This is a genomic window from Fictibacillus sp. S7 (assembly GCF_004127935.1).
GTDB lineage: Bacteria > Bacillota > Bacilli > Bacillales > Fictibacillaceae > Fictibacillus_C > Fictibacillus_C enclensis.
On the sequence record NZ_QJKL01000001.1, the window covers coordinates 3,150,119 to 3,173,153 of the forward strand.

Sequence of the window (23,035 nt, forward strand, 5' to 3'; positions counted from 1 at the left end):
ATTGACTTTTGCCTATATAATTGATAAACTAATCATGGATTTTTAAGTTACTAGCAAATTAAAGTGTTTTTTAAGATTATTTGGAGGTGCTGGCGTAATGTCATCCGTAGTCGTTGTCGGAACACAATGGGGAGATGAAGGTAAAGGAAAAATTACCGACTATCTTTCTGAAAAAGCAGAAGTTGTTGCCCGTTATCAGGGTGGTAACAATGCTGGACATACTATTGTATTTAACGGTAAGAAATATAAACTGCACTTGATCCCGTCCGGAATTTTTTATGATGATAAAGTTTGTGTGATTGGTAACGGTATGGTTGTTGATCCTAAAGCCGTTGTGGAAGAGCTTGCTTACTTGCATGATCTTGGCGTCCACACCGAAAATCTTCGAATCTCCAACCGTGCGCATGTTATCCTTCCATATCACCTTCGCCTTGATGTGCTTGAAGAAGAAAGCAAAGGCGAAAACAAGATCGGTACCACCAAGAAAGGGATTGGGCCGGCATACATGGATAAAGCCGCTCGTATCGGCATCCGTATCGCGGATCTTTTGGACAAGGAAGTATTCGAAGAGAAGCTTGAGCGCAACCTTGCTGAAAAGAACCGCTTGTTTGAACGAATTTATGAGTCTGAAGGATTTACGAAAGAAGAAATCCTTGAAGAATACTATGGATATGGCCAGCAGATTGCCAAATATGTTTGCGACACTTCCGTTGTTCTTAACGATGCACTTGATGAAGGCCGCCGTGTACTTTTCGAAGGCGCACAAGGCGTAATGCTTGATATCGACCAGGGTACTTATCCTTTCGTAACTTCATCCAACCCGATTGCCGGGGGAGTTACCATCGGTTCTGGTGTGGGACCATCCAAGATCCATCACGTTGTCGGTGTATGCAAATCCTACACAACCCGTGTGGGTGACGGCCCGTTCCCTACTGAATTAACTGATGAAATCGGAAATCAAATCCGTGAAGTCGGCCGCGAATACGGTACGACTACAGGACGTCCTCGTCGCGTCGGTTGGTTTGACTCTGTGGTTGTTCGCCATGCACGCCGTGTCAGCGGGATCACTGATCTTTCTCTTAACTCAATTGATGTGCTTACAGGCATTGAGACATTGAAGATCTGTGTGGCGTACAAGTACAAAGGTGAAGTGATCAACGAGTTCCCTGCTAGCCTTAAAGTTCTTGCACAATGTGAGCCTGTATACGAAGAGCTTCCTGGCTGGACTGAAGATATCACAGGCGCGAAAACACTAAGCGATCTTCCGGAAAACGCCCGTCACTACGTAGAGCGTGTTTCCCAGCTTACCGGTATTCCGTTAACCATCTTCTCTGTCGGCCCAGACCGCAGCCAGACCAACATGGTCCGCGGCGTGTTTGTTTGATTGTTCTAATTTAATGAGCCCGGCGCTCCGTTTTGATGCGGAGGCCGGGTTTTTTGTTTTTTGTGATGAAGCGCAGTTGACATAATCCAGGTTTGGCCAGCAAAGTTCTCAAACTGGCCAGTAAATCGATTTTTGGGGAGCCAAAACCATGGTTCAGCCCCCTCTTCCCTGCTTTTAAAAGAAAAAATACATTTTTCTACTCTTTTTTAAAAAAACAGCTTGCCAAATGATATAAAACGATGATAAGATAACTCTTGTCGTGTTAAAACCACTTTGCAGCCGAAAAGGCGCACAACGTCAGCTTCCACTAGTAGAGGAAGAGACAGGGTCAACGGACAGAATAACAATAAGAGCCATTAGCTCAGTCACGAGCAACCCATCGTGAACGAGCGGCGAGTTGTCTCGACGGATACACAACGTCAGCTTCCACTAGTAGAGGAAGAGACAGGGTACCAACGGACAGAATAACAATAAGAGCCATTAGCTCAGTCACGAGCAATACATCGTGAACGAGCGGCGAGTTGTCTCGACGGATACACAACGTCAGCTTCCACTAGTAGAGGAAGAGACAGGGTACCAACGGACAGAATAACAATAAGAGCCATTAGCTCAGTTGGTAGAGCATCTGACTTTTAATCAGAGGGTCGAAGGTTCGAGTCCTTCATGGCTCACCATTTTCTTACAAAGTGGCCCGTTGGTCAAGCGGTTAAGACACCGCCCTTTCACGGCGGTAACACGGGTTCGAATCCCGTACGGGTCACCAAGTATTTTTCGAAAAAAAATACCAAGTATTTTTATTTCATAAAAATACCAAGTTTTTTTCATAGAAAAAATTTGTAAGAAAAACTACTCTTTAATATAGATTGTATCACTGGACTCGTGGTGTAGTGGTTAACATGCCTGCCTGTCACGCAGGAGATCGCCGGTTCGACCCCGGTCGGGTCCGCCATTTTTTCACATAGTAATACTAAATCCTGGCTCGGTAGCAAAGAGCGTTACAGCTTGAATATGCTACGATTTGTCTCGACGGATACACAACGTCAGCTTCCACTAGTAGAGGAAGAGACAGGGAACCGACGGACAGAAATACTAAATCTTGGCTCGATAGCTCAGTCGGTAGAGCAGAGGACTGAAAATCCTCGTGTCGGCGGTTCGATTCCGTCTCGAGCCACCATTTTACTTGCAAAACAATTTACTATTCCTAAAACAATCATGACACAAGAGGCATGCAGCTACCGTTCTGCATGCTTTTTTACTACATTTTTTTAATATTTACACGTGCAGCGGGCCTCGCCCATAGAATAGGAAGAAGAAAAGATACGCACGGAAGGGTGACAGGCATGGGGACGGTGTACATTGTGCTGTATGTGGTGGGCTGTTATTTCATCGGCAACATCATGACGGGGTATCTGGTGGCCAAATGGCTAAAGGGGATTGACCTTCGGAAGGAAGGCACCGGCAATATTGGCGCACGGAATGCAGGTCGCGTCATTGGGCCGTGGGGCTTTGTATGGACGCTTGCCGGTGATCTGATCAAGGCCGCAGCCGCGGTGCAGCTTTCCAAATCATTCGGCTTCTCCCCTGCCCTTCAGCTGGCATCCTTTTTTATGGTGATTGTGGGGCATTTGTGGCCGGTCACCCTGAAGTTTCATGGCGGCAAAGGCGTCGCCTCCTTTATCGGCGGCATCCTTGTGTTTGACTGGCGGATTGCAGCGGCTGCAGCGGTCCTGTTTCTTGTTCTTTTTGCGGTGCGCAGGAGCTTGACGGTAGCGGGACTGGTGACCTTTTTGGCCGTGCCGGTTGCGCATTACGCGTTCCATCAGGTGCTTACGCCGGCCATACTGCTGCTGATTATTTCAGTACTGGTGGTTTATGTCCAAAAAGAGGATTTGGCTCTCCGTCTGACAGAGAAACCATAAAACCGTCCTCCTTAAAGAAAAGGAGGATTATTCCATTTTACCTAGAAGTCTGACGTTATGGAGAATTTAGATATTGTGGTAAAATAAAGGGTAGACATGCCAAAAATTATCCAATCCATAGATCTATATAGATACTAAAAATTAACGGTTTCCAAAAAAGGAGCGACTACCGGATGGACAAAAAGATTCTTGTAGTAGATGACGAGAGGCCGATTGCAGATATTCTGCAGTTCAATCTGGAGAAAGAAGGTTTCCAGGTCACCTGTGCGTATGATGGTGTATCGGCGATCGAAAAGATAGAGAGTGAAAAGCCGGACATGATTCTTCTGGATATCATGCTTCCGATGAAGGATGGAATGGAAGTTTGCCGTGAGGTCCGGAAAAAGTACGATACGCCGATTATCATGCTGACGGCGAAAGACTCGGAGATTGATAAGGTTCTTGGTCTTGAGCTTGGGGCCGATGATTATGTGACCAAGCCGTTCAGCACGCGTGAGCTGATCGCCCGTGTAAAGGCGAACCTGCGCCGCCATCAGCAGGAGACAGAGCGTGAAGTGGATGAGACCAATGAGATTATCATTGGCTCGCTCACCATTCATCCGGATGCGTATTTGGTAACCAAGCGCGGGGAATCCATTGAGCTGACACACCGGGAGTTTGAGCTTCTGTATTATTTGGCCAAGCACATTGGACAAGTCATGACACGGGAGCATTTGCTTCAAACCGTATGGGGGTACGACTATTTTGGCGATGTCCGGACCGTGGATGTGACCGTCCGCCGTCTCCGTGAAAAAGTGGAAGACAACCCAAGCCATCCCCTTTGGATTATAACGAGACGCGGCGTGGGCTATTACTTACGAAATCCTGATCAGGAGTAGACAAATGGATAAGGTAGGCTTTTTCAGATCAATACACGTTAAGTTTGTATTGATCTATGTTTTGCTCATTTTGATCGCGATGCAGGTCATCAGCGTATACTTCATCAACAATCTTGAAGACAACTTAAAGGAAAACTACATCAGTGCGTTAAAAAACAATCTGGATTTCTTTGAGTTCAATGCGGAGCAGAAGATTCTTGATGCCCAGCAGATGAAGGAAACGACAGAAGATGGCAACAGCAACACGCTGACAACGGATATTGCCCAGCTGATCAATGAGACCAAGGATGAGAACATCAAGTCCGTTCTTGTGTTGAACAAAGACGGGGTGGTCATTGGCAGCGACAGCAAAAATTTGATTGGCCAGGTCAGCACGAACAGTAAGATCAAGCTGGCATTAAACGGGACCCAGGATCAATCCGAGATGTATGACAAGGCAACGAATCAGCGGGTCATTGTCTGGGCCAAGCCCATAATTGTCGGCAAGGATCAGCAGGTGGACAAGAACAAACAGGTTCTTGGCGCGATTTATGTCAAATCATCGATCGAGAGCGTGTATAAGCAAATCAGTGACATTAATAAAATTTTGACGACCGGTACCGTTATTGCCCTGGTAATAACCGCGATACTCGGTATTTTTCTTGCGCGGACGATCACACGCCCGATGGCCGATATGCGAAAGCAGGCGCTGGTGATGGCGCGGGGTGACTTTTCGCGTAAGGTGCAGGTTTATGGCGACGATGAGATCGGTCAGCTTTCCATGACGTTCAATGACCTGACCCGAAAGCTGCAGGAAGCGACCGCCATTACCGAGAGCGAAAGGCGAAAGCTTCGTTCGGTCCTGACGTATATGACCGACGGTGTAATCGCCACCGACCGGGATGGCTGCATTATCCTCATGAACGACCGGGCCGAGGAGATGCTCAACATCTCCCGTCAGCATGCGCTTGGCAATTCCCTGCTGGAGCTGCTCCGGCTGAACGACCAGTATACGTGGGACGAGCTGTACAATGAATATGAGAGCATGCTGCTAGATTTCAGCACAGACAAGGTTCATTACGTACTGCGCGCGAATTTCTCCGTGATCCAGAAGGAAGGCGGACCGGTTAACGGTCTGATCGCGGTTCTGCATGATGTTACCGAGCAGGAGCAGATTGAAAACGAGCGCAGAGAATTCGTGTTTAACGTATCCCATGAGCTGCGTACACCATTGACCACCATGAGGAGTTACCTCGAAGCACTGGCTGAAGGGGCATGGCAGGATGAGAACATCGCTCCCCGCTTTTTGGAGGTTACGCAAAATGAAACCGAGCGGATGATCCGCCTGGTCACCGACCTTTTGCAGCTTTCCAAAATGGACAGCAAAGATTACAAGTTTAATTTTGTTCAAACCGATCTTGTCCAGTTTTTGCAGGACATCATCGACCGGTTTGAAATGCTGCAGCACGAGCACCTCAGCTTTATAAGGAACCTGCCAGAGCGTAAAATCATGGTACAGATCGACACCGACAAGATGACACAAGTGGTTGATAACGTCATCTCGAATGCGATTAAATACTCGCCTGAAGGAGGCACGATTTCGGTATCGGCCTCCCTTCACGGCAGAAAAATAAAAGTAAGCATTTCGGACCAGGGGGTCGGCATTCCGAAAAACAACGTGTCGAAGATCTTTGACCGGTTTTTCCGTGTGGACCGCGCCCGATCCAGAGACTTAGGGGGTACAGGCCTCGGCCTTGCGATTACCAAGGAAATTGTGCTCGCCCACGGCGGGGACATCTGGGCTGAGAGTGAATGGGGCCAGGGAACGACGATCCATTTTACCCTTCCTTTAAAAAAGGTAAAGGGGGAGTAACACATGACGTGGAGAAAAATCTACAACGCTATTAAATTTGTCGTAAAGTCAGTCTACAAGAATTTTGAAGTGATTAAGTCGGTCGTGCTTGTATTTCTGATCGCGCTGAGCCTTGTTCTTACCTGGAGCCTTTGGACGTTGAAGCCCAACTATGCGGCAATTGAGGACACCCGTACGGTGAAAAAAGCAGAGGTGACGGATACGAAGAAAGTGACGGATGTGATTCGTCCGAGCCAGGTCATTTTTTACGACAAAAATTCGTACCGGGGAATGCCGGCCAATGACAAATTCATCTCGCGCATCAACCAGATGCTTGATAACACGAAGTTCTTTGACACAAAAACCCGCCCGTTTAACGGGGTGGATGATCAATTGAAGCAAAAGGAATACATCGAAGTGATTTATCCGACAGACATGACGTCGGATCTTTACAGCCAGATTTTCAACATGGCTTCATCGGGAGGTTCATTCGCCATTCCTACAGCGGACCGGGTGATCTTTTACAAGAAAGATACCAATGAGGTGGAAGCCCATATCATCTCCTATTCTCAGAGAAAGATGATTACGGCCAGCACGACCTTCCCGTTTGATTCGCTGAAAAATATCATCAATGATGCGAAAACAGGTGTATTGGAATACGAACCATTTAATGTGGAAAGCGGAACGAATGAAGGAGCACAAGTGGCCCGCCGTTTCTATTTTCCTAAACACAGTTTCACGCTGAATTCCTACAGTTATTTGGCACGCACAGTGAATGAAGATACGATCGACCGGTACAAAAATGCGCTGTTTCCGGATCCAAGTACGGTGAAAAGCGGAAATACCGGCGACTATTATACGGATGAAAACTCGGCGCTCGAAATTAACCGCACGAGCAACCGCATCAAGTATACGAATTTCGCCCAGGAGCCGGATGAGGACATTACCCAGCAAACGAGAAGCCCGCTGTTTAACAGTGTCGACTTCATCAACAACCATGCGGGCTGGGGAAATCCTTACTTCTTCTATAACCTGGACCCTTCGAGCGGGTCTGTAGCCTTTCTTCCTTTTGTGAGGGGAATCCCGATCATTGGAGGCAATATGGAGATGCGGCTGGACTGGACAAACAATGAACTGAATGATTATCAGCGGTCCATGGCCGAGCTTGTGATCGATGAGAATTCATTTAAGCCGAAAGAGGTCCGGCTGCAGGGGGCCGAACAGATCAAAGCGGCACTGAAGGAATATGACATGTCCCTTGTCAACAAACTGGCCGTGGGATATGACATGAGCCATGAGAAGGGTCAGGACAACGTGTACATGCTCAAGCCTGCGTGGTTTGTGAACTACGGCCCCAATCATGACTGGCAGCCATTGTTTCATGACAGTCGTAAGCCTGGGGGAGAGAACTGATGGATTGGAAAAAAACAAAAACCATTTTTATCTTAACGTTCTTGATTTTGAACATCTTCCTCGGCTATCAATTGTCACAAAAACTGGCGAAAAGCAAACTGGATACGATCTTTAATCCGACGCTTGAAAAGCAGCTCGAAGACAACAACATCAAATACAAAGACAGTCTTCCAAATAGCTATGATGATAAGCAGACGCTCATCAGCGGACAGCGGGCACCGTTCTCGGAAAACGAGATCAAGGCGAAGACAAGCAAGCTGAACAAGAACAGCACGGATACCACGCTTATTTTTGACCTGAAGAAGCCGGTGGAGCTGGATAAGGATGACCTGACCCGCGATGTGAGCCGATTTTTGAAGGATAACGTGTACCGCGGCAACGAATACCAGTTTTATAAGAAAGATACAAAGAATCGTAAAATCTGGTTCACTCAGGTGTACCAGGGAAAACCGATATTCTTTAATACCGAAGACGATTCGAGCCGTCCGAGCGGGATGGTGATGTTCGAATGGAATGACAAAGGCTACCTGACCCGGTACACTCAAACGTTTATCTCGGTCTACCGGCAGGGTACAAAACAGGAAATCATACCGCCAATGAAGGCCATCGAGAAACTCTACCGAAACAACTATTTGTCAATCGGTGATAAAATTGAAAAAATTGTCCTTGGTTACTATAGTCTGGCAAACGTGGAAAATGTGCAGGTGTATGCACCGACCTGGTCCATTGAAACCCAAAATGACCATTACTTCGTCAATGCTACAGACAGCTCGGTACAGGAAGTGGACAAAGGACAATAGAAAGGACTATACTTCATGAGTTTGCAATTTAGCGTGCTGGCAAGCGGCAGTACAGGAAATGCGATTTATGTGGAAACGGGGAAATCCCGTCTCTTAGTGGATGCCGGCTTGAGCGCAAAGCAGATGAAACTCTTATTTGAAAAGGCGGGCTGCTGTGAGCTGGACCAGCTTGACGGCATTCTCGTCACCCATGAGCACAGCGACCACATTAAAGGGCTTGGCGTGCTGGCAAGAAAGTATAAACTGCCGGTCTATGCCAATGCCAAAACGTGGAAAGCGATGAACGGATTGATCGGTGAAGTAGATTCGGAGCAAAAGTTTGAGTTTGAAATGGAAAGCGTGAAGACGTTCGGTGATTTGGAGGTAGAATCCTTTGGTGTGTCCCATGATGCAGCAGAGCCCATGTTCTACGTGTTCCATCACGAGGGGAAGAAGCTGACGCTGATGACGGATACCGGCTATGTCAGCGACCGTATGAAGGGTATCACAAAGCACAGTGACGCCTTTGTCATGGAGTCAAACCATGACATCAACATGCTGATGATGGGCCGCTACCCGTGGAACATTAAGCGAAGAATTTTGGGCGATCACGGGCATATTTCCAATGAAGATTGCGGCTATGCGCTTAACGATTTGATCGGCGACCAGACAAAGCGCATCTATCTGGCTCACTTAAGTAAAGACAACAACATGAAGGACATTGCCCACCTGGCTGTAAAGCAAACGCTTGAAAGCAAGGGATTTGTGATTGGTGATGATCTTCAACTTCATCATACGGATGCCGCAGAGCCGACTGAACTTGTATTGGTTTAGTCGGTTTTTTTCTGTTTAAGCACAAGAATATAGGGCAATAACATAAGTGTGGAAAAGTGTGAAAAATTACCCATAATTTTTAAGCCGTGGTGCTAATTTTTTATAATTAAGTATACATTACAGCACTTTTTATACTCGTGAAAGGAACGGTGAAGCAGGAAATGGGCTATTACGATGATGATCATGAATCCGGTTCCAAAAGGCAAAAAGGAAACCGCGGCGGTTTTTTGCTGGCTGCCCTTGTGGGTGCCATCCTTGGCGGACTGCTAATCTTATTTTCGGTTCCAGCTCTCGGTGGCATGGGGCTGCTGCCTGAGAATTACTCCAGTTCCAACAACAATAATGGAGGAGTAGAAGAAAGCGGCATAACGAAAAACGTGAAGGTCAATGTCACCGATAATGTGACAGATGCCGTCGCGAAAACAAGAGATGCCGTAGTGGAGGTCCTGAACATCCAGCAGGGCCAATTCTGGAACCAGGGCGGAAAGCAGCAGGCCGCCGGTTCGGGCTCAGGCGTTATTTATAAAAAAGAAGGCGGAAAAGCGTACATCGTTACGAACAATCACGTGGTTAAAGATGCCTCCCGTCTCGAAGTGACCTTGAGCAACGGAACGAAGCTGAAAGGAACACTTCGTGGAACCGATCCGCTGATGGACCTGGCGGTGGTGGAAGTGGACGGAAGCAAAGTGAAGGATGTCGCACAATTCGGTTCCTCAAGCTCATTGAAGCCGGGTGAACCGGCGATTGCGATCGGTAACCCGCTCGGTACGTTCCCAGGCTCCGTAACACAGGGTGTTGTCTCCAGCGCCGACCGCACGATGCCGGTCGATATTGATGAAGACGGCAATCCGGACTGGCAGGCGGAAGTCATCCAGACCGATGCAGCGATCAACCCTGGTAACAGCGGTGGCGCTCTCATCAACGTTGCAGGACAGGTCATCGGCATCAATTCCAGCAAGATCGCCCAGGAGGAAGTAGAAGGAATCGGTTTTGCGATCCCTGCCGATACCGCAAAGCCGATCATTAGCGACCTTGAGAAGTATGGCGAAGTGAAGCGTCCGTTCCTCGGTGTAGGACCGATCCCGCTGTCACAGGTCAGCAGCTACCACCGTCAAACCACATTGAAGCTGCCATCCAGCGTGAACTCAGGAGTCGTGGTCATGGATGTGGAACCATTGTCACCAGCTGACCGCGCAGGCATTAAAGAGATGGATGTGATCACAGAATTTGACGGCAAGAAAATCGGATCTCCGCTAGAGCTTCGTAAAGCGCTCTACAAGAAAAAGGTCGGAGACAAACTCGATATCACTTACTATAGCAAAGGCAAAAAGAAAAACGTCACTGTGAAACTGGCGATGCAAAAATCATCATAAGAAAATCAGGAGAGCCTTCTCCTGATTTTTTTGTCGAATAAAACAAGAGAATAGCGAAGGTGCGCTTTGTGTTAAAATACGAGGAGAGTATCTTGTGGATAAGGAGAATGATTTTGAAGAAATATTGCTGTGATGAACATGTGGATATCGGAATCGACGAATTGATCGATGAATTGGAAATTTATCCGAACCTGGAGTTATTAACAGAAAACGAAAAGTTATCAACAATCTGTACATATTGCGATAAAACAGCCATATATAAAGTATCGAACGAGTGATCCTATACTAAATGTGGATAGATTTTGTGCATATGTGGATAACTTTTGTGGATAAGTTGTTTATAAAAGGAGTTTTCCCCTGTGAATATCTTAGTTGTAACGGTTGGCAAACTGAAAGAAAAGTATTTAAAAATGGGAATTGACGAATATGTGAAGCGGCTCGGACCCTACGCAAAAATCGACATTGTCGAAGTGGCGGACGAAAAAGCACCCGAAAACCTGAGCGACCAGGAAATGCAGCTCGTCAAAAAAGCAGAAGGCGACCGCCTCCTGGCCAAAATTCCCCAGGACGCCCACGTCATTGCCATGGCGATTGAAGGCAAACTGATTTCCTCAGAAGATTTGGCAAAAAATCTCGATCAGCTCGCCACCTACGGCAAAAGCAAAGTGGCCTTTGTGATCGGCGGATCCCTAGGACTGAGTGATGAAGTCATGAAGCGGGCGAATGAGAAGATTTCGTTTGGAAGGATTACCTATCCTCATCAGCTGATGAAGCTGGTGCTGGTGGAGCAGATTTATCGGGCGTTTCGGATTAATCGGGGGGAGCCTTATCATAAATAATTGATTTTGTAATACAAATACAGGCCATCCCATTCTGAGGGATGGCCTGTTCTATTAATAATTTTTTTAGTAATGAAGGGGCTTATATAAGCACTCTCCTTTACTAATACTACTTAAATTTAATATTTTCCCCGATCCTCCGCTGCCACCTCTATCTTAGGCGACAAATCTTCATAAGGAACAGACTTTTTTAGGCGCTCTTTGAAATACTGATTCAACTCTGCATCGGTACAAAAGATAAAGCATCCTTTCATCCCTCTTGTCATAACTGTTCGATAAGTGTTTCGTATAATTTGGTCTGCCAGTTCTTGAGCTTTCTCCGGGTCCTCTTTCGCCAGTTTTTTAATACCTCTTAGAGACTGATCCGTTTTAGCACGCTTAGTATAGTCTGTAACCACATGTCCATCCTTATAAGAAATATCGGGTCCTATAATGACACCGACGTAATCAAACTCCAGTCCTTGAGACGTATGGATGCAGCCGGCTTCAGAGACGGAATCCTGTTCAATTGCCCAGATGCTGTCTGATAGATTCCAGCTGATTTCAAAGTTGTGTTCCGGAAGTTCAATGTCTTTATGTAAGGTGTTTTTCCTGCCTTTCGTTGGCCATTCCCAACAATATCCTGCAAGCATACGTGACTTGTTGTTTTTATTATTGAGTTCTTCAATTTCCCTCAGCATAGCATTAGGGTCATCACATACTCTAAAGTGATAATCTATGCCACGATCATTTGCGTTTGCTGTTTCCCTGATTTGAAGGACGTCATCCAGCCAAGCAATATAGGCGTCAGACCCATCACAGCGAAATTGGGAAACAAGTTTACCCTGAATCAGTTCAGCATTTAGCTCTTTTGCATACTTATTAATGAGATCAACGCTGCCAATATCTTTTAATGTGACTTTTTGGTTTTCATCGATAAAGAAAATCGTAAATTTAGATGAGTGGATTACCTCTTTTATCTGATTTTCTCCTATATTGCTGTAGAGGCCGGACTTTTCATTTAGACGGTGTGCTTCATCAATAATGAGAACGTCAAATTCATCCTTATCAGATTCCGTGAAGCTTCCAGATCCTTTAAACAGGTTATCAATCTGGGTTTTCTTGATGGTACCTTTCAGTTTAGAAGCATAAACGTTACGCGGAGCTGAATTCTTTGATACATATAATGCTGTTAATTCCTGATTAATAAGATTTACAAGAAGGTTCACAGCCATAACTGATTTGCCTGTTCCTGGTCCACCCTCAATCACCATCACTCTCTTTTTATTTGTTTTGATGCTCTCCAACGCTAAATGAAAAGCATCTTCATAAAACACTTTTTGCTCATCAATCAGCACGAATTCATCGTTCCCTTTCAACATACTTGCAAGAGAATCCTGTAATGATTTTGAAGGGCGAATTTTACCATGTTCTATTTGATAAATTAACTGGTTACGATCACCGAAACGAACGTACTTCTTAATAAAGTCCCTTAATTTTTGTATTTCACCTTTAGCAAAAACCGGTGCTTTCTCCAGATGATCTGCATAGTGAGGATCCATTAACGGGTCATTTTCTGTTTTCCGGTAGTTATGTAGATAGGCACAGGGATCCAACAAAATATGCTGATCCTGTACATTTTGATTAAAGTCATGAATTAAGGCAGCATATGACCATGCTTGATAAGAAGGATGGGTGACTGTTCGCTTCCCTCCCCCGAGATAGGTAGACACAAGCGCATCTTTGGAAGTTACCTTCTCAACCTCAGACCATTGCTTCAATTCCACGATTACCACATGATCTTGTAAGCCATCGTGACCTGCTACTAAGAAGTCCACCCGTTTAGATGTATTGGGTATCTTAAATTCTATGGCTACAGCAGAATCATCAGGGATCTCTTTATCCTGCATGACATTTGACATTCGTTGGAGAGAATTCTCCCATGATTGTATTTCACTTTTACTCGTTCGGCCTATTTTATTTTGATAGGAGTCATAAAGACGTTCTACAAGAAGTTCATTTGTAACATCAGAGATAAATTCCGTTTTTGTCGCTTCGTAAATGATCAAGTTGATGTCACCTCTTTGGAGAGTTTAGTGACTTTATTTTAACACTTATTGTATGAGGTATTGGCAGATAACGCCAAAAACATGTGAATTAATAGGCTTTATCTATTGAGTAATAAATATATTTTTGAACTTCACTTTTTTTATTTTTTTACAGTTCACATTCAGTTCACATTAATCCTTTATCATTACCTTCATAATCAGTTAAAGAGTTAGAAGGAGGATTAACTTTGAATCAATTTACCGATAAAAGAAAGGGTATGGATCATAAAGACCTGGCTGTGGAAGCGCGTGGTTTGGTCAAGGTGTTTGGTGATAACCGCGCGGTGGATGGCGTGGATTTAAATGTTCGTGCGGGCAGCATCTATGGCGTGCTTGGCCCCAATGGTGCAGGTAAAACAACGACGATCCGAATGCTGGCCACGCTGCTTAAGGCGGATGCAGGTTCAGCTAAGATCTTTGGATACGATGTGGCGAAGGATGCACAGATTGTTCGTCAGTTGATTGGCGTGACCGGTCAGTATGCGTCCGTTGATGAGTCGCTCAGCGCGACGGAGAACCTGGTCATTTTTTCCCGTTTGTTGGGTCTGAGCCGGGCAGAATCCAAGCGCAAAGCAATGGAATTATTGGAGGAGTTTGGTTTAACGGAAGCGGCAAAACGTCCGCTTAAACATTTTTCCGGTGGTATGCGACGCAGACTGGATTTGGCCGCAAGTCTTATTGCCCAGCCGCCACTCATTTTCTTGGATGAACCAACGACAGGACTTGATCCGCGGACGCGTAACCAGATGTGGGATACGATCCGCCGGTTAGTAAAGGAAGGTTCAACGGTCCTTTTAACGACGCAGTATCTTCAGGAAGCGGATGAACTGGCTGACCGAATCGCAGTGATTGATCACGGCCGGGTTGTGGCAGAAGGTACAGTGAATGACCTGAAAGAATCGGTCGGTACCTCCTCCCTGCATTTAAGCATTCAAAACGAACAATCGTTGTCAAAGGCCCGCTTGATTGTGGAGCGCGTGCTTAACGTCCAGTCTGCGGTAACGGCGGAAGGCGGAAAAATCACCGCACCGATGGCTGATGCCGACCGGGTGACGGATTTGCTGATTACATTGAGAGAGGCCGGTATTCAACTGGAAGAATTAAGTGTGCAGAAACCAACGCTCGATGAAGTATTCCTGTCGATCACTGGTCAAAATACGGCATCCAATACACAGGTGAAAAAGGAGGAGTTGGCATGAGCAGCACAACGATAAAAGCACCTCATGAACGGAAACTTCGCAGGAAAACCAGCTTTCGGGAATCTGTAAAAAATTCATTAACCATGGCTTACAGAGGACTGCTTAAGATCAAGCGCACACCTGAGCAATTATTTGATGTCACGCTGCAGCCGATTATTTTTACGCTCATGTTTACGTATATTTTTGGCGGAGCGATTTCGGGGAATGTACAAAACTATTTACCTGTTATTATACCGGGGATCCTCGTCCAAACGGTGATTACAACCTCTATCGTGACAGGCGTACAGCTGCGGGAGGACATGGATAAAGGCGTATTCGACCGGTTTAAGTCGCTGCCAATCGCCCGTATTGCCCCGTTAGCGGGAGCGTTGCTGGCGGATACCATTCGCTACACGATAGCGACTGTACTCACGTTTTCTATGGGGTATGTGATGGGACTCCGTCCAGAAGGTGGATTAGGCGCAGTCGTTGTTGCCGGGCTTCTCGTCATCGTCTGTTCTTGGGCCATCAGCTGGATCTTTGCTTTCTTTGGAGTCATTTCGCGTACCGCTTCAAGCGTACAAGGAATTTCGATGCTTGTTCTGTTTCCGCTCACGTTTCTCTCGAACGCCTTTGTGCCGGCCGAAACCATGCCTAAGCTGCTTCAATGGTTTGTAAAAATTAATCCCATCTCCCATCTGGTGACAGCTGTACGAGAGTTAACCAACTCCGGCACAGTGGGCTGGGACTTCACGATCTCCCTGATTGGAGCAACAGTGATCGTGGCGATTTTTGCGCCAATCACGGTACGCGCTTATATGCGGCGTGCCTAGTGAACAACGAAGGAAATGCTAAAATAAAGATTATTGAGCTTGTGAGAACTACCCTTTGAAATGGCGGTTCTCACTATTTTGTTATAAAAGGAATGAATATCATGGCAAAAATATTAATTGTTGATGATGACCCGCATATCCGGGAATTAATACATGTCATTCTGGCGAAAGAAGGCTTATCCACGGTAGAGGCAGCAGATGGGGAAGCCGCTCTTTCCTTGCTTGAGAAACATAAAATTGATCTCATCATTCTTGATATCATGATGCCGAATATGGATGGGTATGTATTTTGTCAGGAAGTACGCACCTATTATTCAGATAAGATCCCAATTTTAATGGTCACCGCCAAAGGGGAAACCGCTCAAAAAGTAAAAGGATTTGACCTTGGTGCAGATGATTACCTGGTGAAGCCTTTTGCCGGAGCGGAGCTGGCGGCACGGGTGAGAGTTTTGCTGAAACGGTATCAGATTAATCTTTCCAATCGGATTGAAATCGGCGATGCCGTTATCGATCGCGACACCAATAAAGTCCTACTGGGCAAAGAGACCATTGACTTGCCGTTAAAAGAATTTGAGCTTTTATTTATCATCGCCTCCCATCCGCAGAAGATTTTTTCCAGAGAACAATTAATTGAGGACATTTGGGGCTTTGACTATACGGGTGATGAACGCACGGTCGATGTCCATATTAAGCGATTGCGGCAGCGGTTTTCTGATGACGATTGTCCGTTTAAAATCTCCACTGTCCGCGGGCTGGGCTACCGGCTGGAGGTTCGCTCATGAACCTTCCAGAATGGTTGAAACGAATCCTTGGTTTTCCGGCTGTTATTATGGCATTATTCATAAGCTGGTCCTGTGCCTATTGGCTGACTGGTTATGTTTACGATCGCATCGACGTTGTCCCTCATGAATTTATAAGACAGATCACTAATTCCTTGCTGGGATTTTTTATATTTGGATGCGGTGTCTATTTGATTACCAGAGTTACCTGGGTCAGGGCGCGGCAGGAGAAATTTCTGCATCCCCTGATTAACGCCATGAAAATGATGGCTGAAGGACATTTTAACATCGATCTTTCTTTTTACACGCAGCAAATGGGCGGCCGCAGCGACCACCCTTATTCCAGAATTGTCGAAAGCATTACCGATATGGCAGAAAAGCTGGGTAAGATGGAAGAAATGCGGCAGGAGTTCATCTCAAATGTTTCCCATGAAATTCAGTCTCCTCTTACATCCATTATGGGGTTTGCCCATGCGCTCAAGAACGAGAATTTGAGCCATGACGAACGCAAACACTACTTGGACATTATCGAAAAGGAGAGTATAAGACTTTCAAAATTAAGTGATAATCTTTTAAAGCTGACTTCATTGGAGTCCGAACATCCACCCTTTGAGTTAACGGAGTACCGGCTGGACCACCAAATTCGCCGCATCATTTTGGCGAATGAACCGCAATGGGCCGAGAAAGAAATCAACATGGAGATTGACCTTGAAAATCTATCGATCGCAGCAGATCAGGATTTAATGGATCAAGTATGGATTAACCTGCTTCATAACAGCATCAAGTTTACACCGGAAAAAGGGACCATTTCAGTTGAGGCATTCAAAAAAGAAGACGATTCGCTGATCGTTAACATAAAAGATACTGGAATCGGCATGAACCAGGAGGCCCTCCTTCATATTTTTGAACGATTTTATAAAGCGGATCAGTCCCGCAACCGAAAATATGGGGGCAGCGGTCTTGGACTTCCCATCGTAAAAAAAATCATCGATTTGCACAAAGGAAGTATCCACGTTGAAAGTGAGCTTGGAAGAGGTACTTCCATCACTGTTAAATTAACGGCGAAATAAAGTTTACCCTAATTACTTCACGTATAGCTTTAAAGGCCCAAGAGAGTAAAGAGCAGAAAAAGCGCTTTACTCTTTTTATTTTAATTGACTAAATGTACCAATCTATTACATTATTAGTAAGTAAGATAGGAGAAAAGTAGCGATAAAGTTGGTGAATGGGGCTTTACGCCTGTTACATATTGAGATGATAAGGGAGAGAAGAAATCCATGAAAAAAGGGTTTTGGGTTAGGGTAGTCATAATGATGGCGCTGGTATTTACCGCTGCATTTGGCAATGTAGCGCAAGCGGCAGGCGGTACGTCAGTAAGCAGTGGGACATACACGGTTGGGAAGGAATTTTCTGCCGGACTGAAAGCATTCCGCATTGACCAAGGAACAGCCGGTATTTATGTTACCCGCAATGTGAATGGTGAAGACAAAGATGTTGTGTCCGAAAACATGGACAGTGATTATTCCGGTCGCTTTATAGCTAATTTAAAAGACGGAGATACGGTGTGGATCAACGTTGTTAATGATGAATCCAACGTGGAAGTCCAGGACGCAGCTAAACCGGACTTGAAAAAGGTATCGTCTGGTTATTATGAAGTGGGTACCGACATTCCGGCAGGTACATACAGCTTAAAATTGGACTCCCCTTATGATGACTATGATTCTGCTGATTTGGCCATATTTGGAGCGGACTACAACGAAAAAGACAGCTATGGTATTTCTGATTGGGATGAGCCCATTCAACAGAAATTAGAAAATGGAGACAAGGTTTCCATTTCGGGAATGAACGGAACCATGAGTTTTAAACAGGTCATTCTTATCCCGCAAAGTATTATTTTAAGTAAACCAAGCCTCTCTCTTATAGTGAACAATACGGCTTCTCTAAAGGCTACAATCGCCCCTTCGACAGCAACCAATAAAGAAGTCAGCTGGACGAGCAGCAATACAAAAGTGGCGGCAGTGGATGCGAATGGAAATGTAAAAGGAAACAAAGCGGGAACTGCCACTATAACAGCAACAGCTAAAGGCAATTCAGCCGTTAAAAAAAGTATCACGGTAACGGTTAAAAATATTATTCCTTCGAGTTTAACAATAAACAAAGCGACATTTAACATCACGAAAAAACAAACAGTAAAAGTAACCGCAACTGTCACTCCAACCAATACGACTGATAAAACAGTGCTCTGGAAAAGCTCCAATACAAAAGTGGCAACCGTGGATACGAAAGGAAACATTAAAGGGATTGCCAATGGGTCGGCTACCATTACAGCAACAACAAAAGATAATTCCAAGCTGTCCAAAAAGGTGACGGTAACGGTTTCCACTAAGACGGTCAAAGTCAATAAAACCAAATTATCGGTAACGGCAGGGAAAACCGCCCAGCTGTCAGCAACTGTTTCTCCATCTGACAGCACCGATAAAAAAGTAACATGGAAATCTTCCAGCACCAAATATGCGACTGTCGACAGCAAGGGTAAAATAACCGGTAAGAAAAAAGGCAGTGCAACCATCACTGCAAGTGTGAAAGACGCAAAGTCAGTTAATATTAAAGTGACTGTGAATGCTCCGGTTCTGGCGAAATCTGTCAAGATGAACAAAAGCAAAGTCACGCTGAACAAGGGTAAATCCATTACCTTATCTGCAACCGTAAGCCCTGGCAACACGACCAATAAAACGTTAAAGTGGAAGTCATCCAATTCCAAAGTTGCAAAAGTGGACAGCAAAGGGAAAGTTACGGCAGTAGGGGCAGGAAGTGCTAAAATTACGGCTTCCTCCACCAACGGAAAAACAACAACAGCAACCATTACCGTGCCTTATGTCAAAAGCTTGAGTGCTGGAACATGGAAAGCAGGCAAGGACATTAAGGCCGGACGTTACAGAATTACGACAAAATCAGGCTTTGGAAATTTATTTATTGATACAAAAGACAGCAATCGTTACATTAACGAAATACTATCCAGTCCAGACGAGGATTTCGGAGTGACAGTGGTTACCACCGATATTAAATCTGGAGATAAAATAGAAATAGACGGCTTGGATAGTGTTCAGTTTACGCAAGTTTCTCATACGAAGGTGAAAAGCTTTACTTCAGGCTATTGGATTGTGGGCAAGGACATTGCTCCAGGACGCTACAAATTCACTACACCAGATGAATTTGGCAACTTCTTTTTATTTAGAAAAGATTATGCCATTGTAAATGAATTACTGGCCAATTCAACTAAAGATGGTGGAGTAACCAGTGTAACAGCAACACTTAAATCCGGAGATGAAATCAGCATTGCAGGGTTGGAAAAGGTGAACTTTTCAAAGAAATAGAATTTAAAAAAGGAGACCGAACACTGTATTCGGTCTCCTTTTCTATTTCTTTTAAGAATAAGGCACTTGCTCTTTTTTATGATTCTTTGACATATTCCAGGCATACATTCCGAGGCCAGTCAATGCCATGGCCGACAGCACCGGGTGCTTGGAGGCTTTGACGTACCAGCTTCGGTTGCGCACCCAGCCGGTATTGGTGCCCCGTTCGTGCATGCCGTAACCGGGATGATACAGTCCGCTTTCTTCGCGCGTGTTGGACGGCCCGTTGTCGTGCAGTGTGCGGAACATGGTCGCCTCCATCCATTTGTCCATCATGCGGGGAGCGAGTCTTCCCAATATCGCATTTAGCTTCGCCTGTGATCCGACAAACATGTCCCTCGTCGGGTGGGATGCCGCATACAGAATGGCATCCGCTACCGCTTCAGGTGCGTACATCATGCCGATATGGGCTGGCTGCTTGTCCAGGTAGCTCATGGCATGCTCATTGTACGGCGTATCGATCCTGCCGGGATGGATTAAGGTCACCGAGACGGGTGCCTTATCTTTTTCCAGTTCCATGCGCAGGTTCTCGGTCCAGCCATGCAGCGCAAATTTTGACGCGGAATAGGTGGACTGAACGACGTTCCCGCGGTCGCCGAACAGGCTTCCCACGTTGATCAACGCTCCGGGAACGCCTCTTTCGGTAAAGTGCTTTACCGCCATTCTTGATCCGTACACCACGCCCCAGAAATTCGTTTCAAACATCCGCTTCATATCTTCGGTGGTGACGTCCATCGCTTTGCCGAAAATCGATACCCCTGCATTGTTGATCCATGTATCGAACCGGCCAAATTCACTCATTGCCGTGTCGGAGATTTTGCGTACATCCTCCTCCTTGCTCACATCTGCTACCACATAGGCAGCGGGACAGCCTTTGCTTCTCAGTTCCTCTGCCAGCTGCTGAAGAGCCGCTTCATTCCGGGCTGCCAGCACCACCTTTGCTCCTTTTGAGGCTGCCATTCTTGCCGTCGCCAGCCCGATGCCGCTGGATGCTCCGGTTATGACCACAACCTGATGCTTCAGTTTCTTTAACGAAATTGCCATCATGTTCCCTCCTCATTAAAAGTAGACACCTTATCCTCTACCCGGTGGGCTATGGTACCAATCATGAAAGCTTGTATTCCATAAAAAAGAAGCCTGACATTCTCCAGGCTTCTTAGGTTTTACAAAGTGTTACTGGGGCTCTATTACTGCACCTTCAAAGGCAGATCGGTAAATGTTCCGGATATCGTCTTCGAGCAGCGGGAGAGGGCTTCGGGCAAGGATTCTTTTTTGTTTCACACCGTCCTGTGTTAGGCTCTCGAGGGCAGATTCGGGAACATCAAAACCTGAGAGTGTATTGGGAATGCCCACATCATTGACCAGGCGCTTCAGTTCCTCGACGCAACGGTAAGATGCCTCTTCATCGGAAAGGAAGGCAGAGTTGCCGCCAAGCGCATTTAAGATATCTCCCATGCGTGTGACGCAGCTTTTTCGGATATAGCCCATCACATACGGCAGCAGTACGGCATTGGACTCGCCGTGAGAAATGTGGAATTGGCCGCCGAGCGGATAGGCAAGCGCATGAACACCGGCCACACCGGCATTAAAAAAGGCAAGACCGGCGATATAGCTTCCGTTGCTCAAGTCAATCCGGGCCTGTTCATCGTTGCCGTTCTCAACAGCGCGGCGAAGGGATCGTGCGATCAGGCGGATCGCCTGCAGAGCTAACCCGTCTGTCGTAGGGCACGCGTTGACGGAAATGTAGGCTTCCACCGCATGTGTCAGTGCATCAATGCCAGTCGCTGCCGTTACTTTTGGCGGTACGGACAGGGTCAGTGCAGGATCAATGATCGCTACATCGGCAAGCAGGTTATCATGGGTGACCACGTCCTTTGTCGTTTCAAGTGACAGTACGGAGATGTTGGTGACTTCTGAACCGGTTCCGGAGGTGGTTGGAATCAGAATCTTTGGCAGGCCTTTTCTTTCAACCGCTCGTGTGCCTGTTAAATTCAAATAATCCGTAACAGGACCTTCGTGAACAGCGAGAACCGAAGCAAGCTTGGTCAAATCCAGTGCACTTCCTCCGCCAACCCCGATCACCATGTCAAATCCGCCTTCCCGGGTGAAGGACACGAGCTTTTCTCCCACTTCAACAGGCGGCTCCGGAACGACCTCCGTGTACAGGGTGACAGAATAGCCCTGTTCCTCAAGCGGACCGGTGATCTTGTCGGTCAATCCAATTTTGGCGAGCATCGGATCCGTAACCACAAGAATCTTTTTCGGACCGTATTTTTCAACCTCGGGCAGCAGTTCCTTTAACGCTCCCCAGCCAATATAACTTAATGGTGTAAACACCAGCTTTGCTGCATTCATTCTTCGTTGTCCTCCTTCTTCTCCTTTTACTCGTAATAGCCTTCCGTTGATTTGCGGAAGGTTTTAAATTGATTGGCATCATGACCAAACCAGACCTGAGAGTTGGTTTGATCGGCGAGACGTCGGATTTTTTCCACGGCATTCAAATAGCCGAGGGAGTCATAGATAATGCCCGGAGGCTTTACAGGCGGGCCGAAGCTCTCAGCTGTATAAATAGCGTCTGAAGCCAGGATAATGCCGCCGGTTTCCGGCATGTTGATTTGCAGGCCAAGCATGCCCCAGGCGTGTCCGCTTCCAAAGTTGAGGAGACTGATTCCTTCTGCCAGATGAATCTGATCTTCATTTCGCTTGATCGTTTTCCATTGCAGATTGTTTTTGATCCAGGCATCAATATCTCCCCATATGTAGGCGCCTTCCTTTTCATTTCGGGCATAAGCTTGCAGCGCGCCGCTCAGTTCATCCTCATGGACGATGATCGTGGCATTCGTAAACAGCTCAAGGCATCCGGCGTGGTCGAGGTGGAGGTGAGACGCCACAACGTATTTAATGTCTTGTGGCCGTACGTTTAATTCCTCTAGCCGGTTGTGCAGGTAGCATTGTTCTCCCATGTTGATCGGGAACAAGGATTGAGTCGCTTTTCCCCATCGTCCTTCGGCACCCATTGATTCCGGATTGCAGGCCGTATCAAACAGGATTTTGCCTTCGGGATGGTCGATCAGCACGGTATACACCGGGAACTCGACAAACTCAGCAGGCGCATTCGGATTGTCCGCCGTGGCCGGATTGTGCATCGCAATCATCCAGTTTTTGTCCATCTGCATCCTTCCGTTATCCATTACATAAAGCTTTGGATTGGGTTTGATCACATTTGCCATTGAATTTCCTCCCCATTTGTTTAGTAAAACGCTTGCAAAACAGCATTCTTTACATTCCCCTTTTTCACCATTCAGTAACTTTGTGTCCTGAAATGAAGCAGTTTTTAGCACGATTCACCTATACCTATTTCGCATAATTTTTATTTTGGTGAAAATGATGCGTTAGGTGAGTAACTGATTAAAAATGGTGAGTAATGTACAGATTTCCGTGAGTAATGACACTAAAATGGTGAGTAAACCTAATCAGAGCAGAAAAAAGCCGCCC

At 46.2% G+C, this 23,035-nt stretch carries 19 protein-coding genes and 4 tRNA genes; 19 read left to right on the plus strand and 4 right to left on the minus strand.

Going from position 1 to position 23,035, the window contains the following annotated elements:
- The first annotated feature begins 97 nt into the window (after positions 1–97).
- From DMO16_RS16400 to rlmH, 14 genes are all read left to right on the plus strand, one after another.
- A complete protein-coding gene (locus tag DMO16_RS16400) occupies positions 98–1,384 on the plus strand; it encodes an adenylosuccinate synthase (protein WP_061973137.1) in 1,287 nt (428 codons plus the stop codon).
- 598 nt (positions 1,385–1,982) lie between these two features.
- Positions 1,983–2,058, plus strand: a tRNA-Lys gene (locus tag DMO16_RS16405).
- 14 nt (positions 2,059–2,072) lie between these two features.
- Positions 2,073–2,147: transfer RNA gene (locus tag DMO16_RS16410), tRNA-Glu, on the plus strand.
- A gap of 110 nt (positions 2,148–2,257) precedes the next feature.
- Positions 2,258–2,333 (plus strand) — tRNA-Asp (locus tag DMO16_RS16415).
- Between the two features lie 149 nt (positions 2,334–2,482).
- Positions 2,483–2,558: transfer RNA gene (locus DMO16_RS16420), tRNA-Phe, on the plus strand.
- Positions 2,559–2,628: 70 nt separating this feature from the next.
- On the plus strand, positions 2,629–3,303 hold the full coding sequence (locus tag DMO16_RS16425) for a glycerol-3-phosphate acyltransferase (RefSeq protein ID WP_206738115.1): 675 nt from the start codon (positions 2,629–2,631) through the stop codon (positions 3,301–3,303).
- Positions 3,304–3,476: 173 nt separating this feature from the next.
- A complete protein-coding gene (gene yycF, locus DMO16_RS16430) occupies positions 3,477–4,181 on the plus strand; it encodes a response regulator YycF (protein ID WP_129478648.1) in 705 nt (234 codons plus the stop codon).
- Positions 4,182–4,185: 4 nt separating this feature from the next.
- On the plus strand, positions 4,186–6,033 hold the full coding sequence (gene walK, locus DMO16_RS16435) for a cell wall metabolism sensor histidine kinase WalK (protein WP_061973148.1): 1,848 nt from the start codon (positions 4,186–4,188) through the stop codon (positions 6,031–6,033).
- A 3-nt stretch (positions 6,034–6,036) separates the two neighbouring features.
- Positions 6,037–7,425 carry a YycH family regulatory protein gene (locus DMO16_RS16440; RefSeq protein ID WP_061973151.1) on the plus strand — a complete coding sequence of 463 codons (1,389 nt, stop codon included), beginning with the start codon at positions 6,037–6,039 and terminating at the stop codon, positions 7,423–7,425.
- Positions 7,425–8,225, plus strand: a complete 801-nt coding sequence (locus DMO16_RS16445; RefSeq protein WP_061973153.1) for a two-component system regulatory protein YycI — start codon at positions 7,425–7,427, stop codon at positions 8,223–8,225. The genes DMO16_RS16440 and DMO16_RS16445 overlap by 1 nt, the downstream gene beginning before the upstream one ends.
- 15 nt (positions 8,226–8,240) lie before the next feature.
- Positions 8,241–9,038, plus strand: a complete 798-nt coding sequence (locus DMO16_RS16450) for an MBL fold metallo-hydrolase (protein ID WP_129478650.1) — start codon at positions 8,241–8,243, stop codon at positions 9,036–9,038.
- A gap of 161 nt (positions 9,039–9,199) precedes the next feature.
- A complete protein-coding gene (locus DMO16_RS16455) occupies positions 9,200–10,411 on the plus strand; it encodes a S1C family serine protease (RefSeq protein WP_061973158.1) in 1,212 nt (403 codons plus the stop codon).
- A 113-nt stretch (positions 10,412–10,524) separates the two neighbouring features.
- Positions 10,525–10,689, plus strand: a complete 165-nt coding sequence (locus tag DMO16_RS16460) for a CxxH/CxxC protein (protein ID WP_425590040.1) — start codon at positions 10,525–10,527, stop codon at positions 10,687–10,689.
- Between the two features lie 81 nt (positions 10,690–10,770).
- Positions 10,771–11,250 carry a 23S rRNA (pseudouridine(1915)-N(3))-methyltransferase RlmH gene (rlmH, locus tag DMO16_RS16465; protein ID WP_061973160.1) on the plus strand — a complete coding sequence of 160 codons (480 nt, stop codon included), beginning with the start codon at positions 10,771–10,773 and terminating at the stop codon, positions 11,248–11,250.
- 119 nt (positions 11,251–11,369) lie between these two features.
- Here the strand turns inward: rlmH and DMO16_RS16470 are convergent, their stop codons facing one another.
- Entirely contained in the window at positions 11,370–13,298 is a 1,929-nt protein-coding gene (locus DMO16_RS16470; RefSeq protein ID WP_129478654.1) for a DUF2075 domain-containing protein, read from the minus strand.
- A gap of 257 nt (positions 13,299–13,555) precedes the next feature.
- Here DMO16_RS16470 and DMO16_RS16475 point away from each other — a divergent pair, with 257 nt between their 5' ends.
- From DMO16_RS16475 to DMO16_RS16495, 5 genes are all read left to right on the plus strand, one after another.
- Entirely contained in the window at positions 13,556–14,536 is a 981-nt protein-coding gene (locus DMO16_RS16475; protein WP_129480411.1) for an ATP-binding cassette domain-containing protein, read from the plus strand.
- On the plus strand, positions 14,533–15,348 hold the full coding sequence (locus tag DMO16_RS16480) for an ABC transporter permease (RefSeq protein WP_129478656.1): 816 nt from the start codon (positions 14,533–14,535) through the stop codon (positions 15,346–15,348). The genes DMO16_RS16475 and DMO16_RS16480 overlap by 4 nt, the downstream gene beginning before the upstream one ends.
- Before the next feature lie 101 nt (positions 15,349–15,449).
- Entirely contained in the window at positions 15,450–16,130 is a 681-nt protein-coding gene (locus DMO16_RS16485) for a response regulator transcription factor (RefSeq protein WP_129478658.1), read from the plus strand.
- Complete coding sequence (locus DMO16_RS16490; protein ID WP_129478660.1) at positions 16,127–17,197, plus strand: sensor histidine kinase; 1,071 nt, start codon at positions 16,127–16,129, stop codon at positions 17,195–17,197. The genes DMO16_RS16485 and DMO16_RS16490 overlap by 4 nt, the downstream gene beginning before the upstream one ends.
- 207 nt (positions 17,198–17,404) lie before the next feature.
- Positions 17,405–19,501, plus strand: coding sequence for an Ig-like domain-containing protein (locus tag DMO16_RS16495; RefSeq protein ID WP_129478662.1), 2,097 nt, complete (start codon positions 17,405–17,407; stop codon positions 19,499–19,501).
- A gap of 51 nt (positions 19,502–19,552) precedes the next feature.
- On the opposite strand, the gene DMO16_RS16500 is transcribed toward DMO16_RS16495, so the two are convergent.
- From DMO16_RS16500 to ahlS, 3 genes are all read right to left on the minus strand, one after another.
- Positions 19,553–20,584, minus strand: a complete 1,032-nt coding sequence (locus DMO16_RS16500; protein ID WP_129478664.1) for an SDR family oxidoreductase — start codon at positions 20,582–20,584, stop codon at positions 19,553–19,555.
- 129 nt (positions 20,585–20,713) lie between these two features.
- Entirely contained in the window at positions 20,714–21,895 is a 1,182-nt protein-coding gene (locus tag DMO16_RS16505; protein ID WP_129478666.1) for an iron-containing alcohol dehydrogenase, read from the minus strand.
- Positions 21,896–21,921: 26 nt separating this feature from the next.
- Positions 21,922–22,770: an AhlS family quorum-quenching N-acyl homoserine lactonase gene (gene ahlS / locus DMO16_RS16510; RefSeq protein WP_129478668.1), complete on the minus strand. Its 849-nt coding sequence runs from the start codon at positions 22,768–22,770 to the stop codon at positions 21,922–21,924.
- Positions 22,771–23,035: the final 265 nt, after the last annotated feature.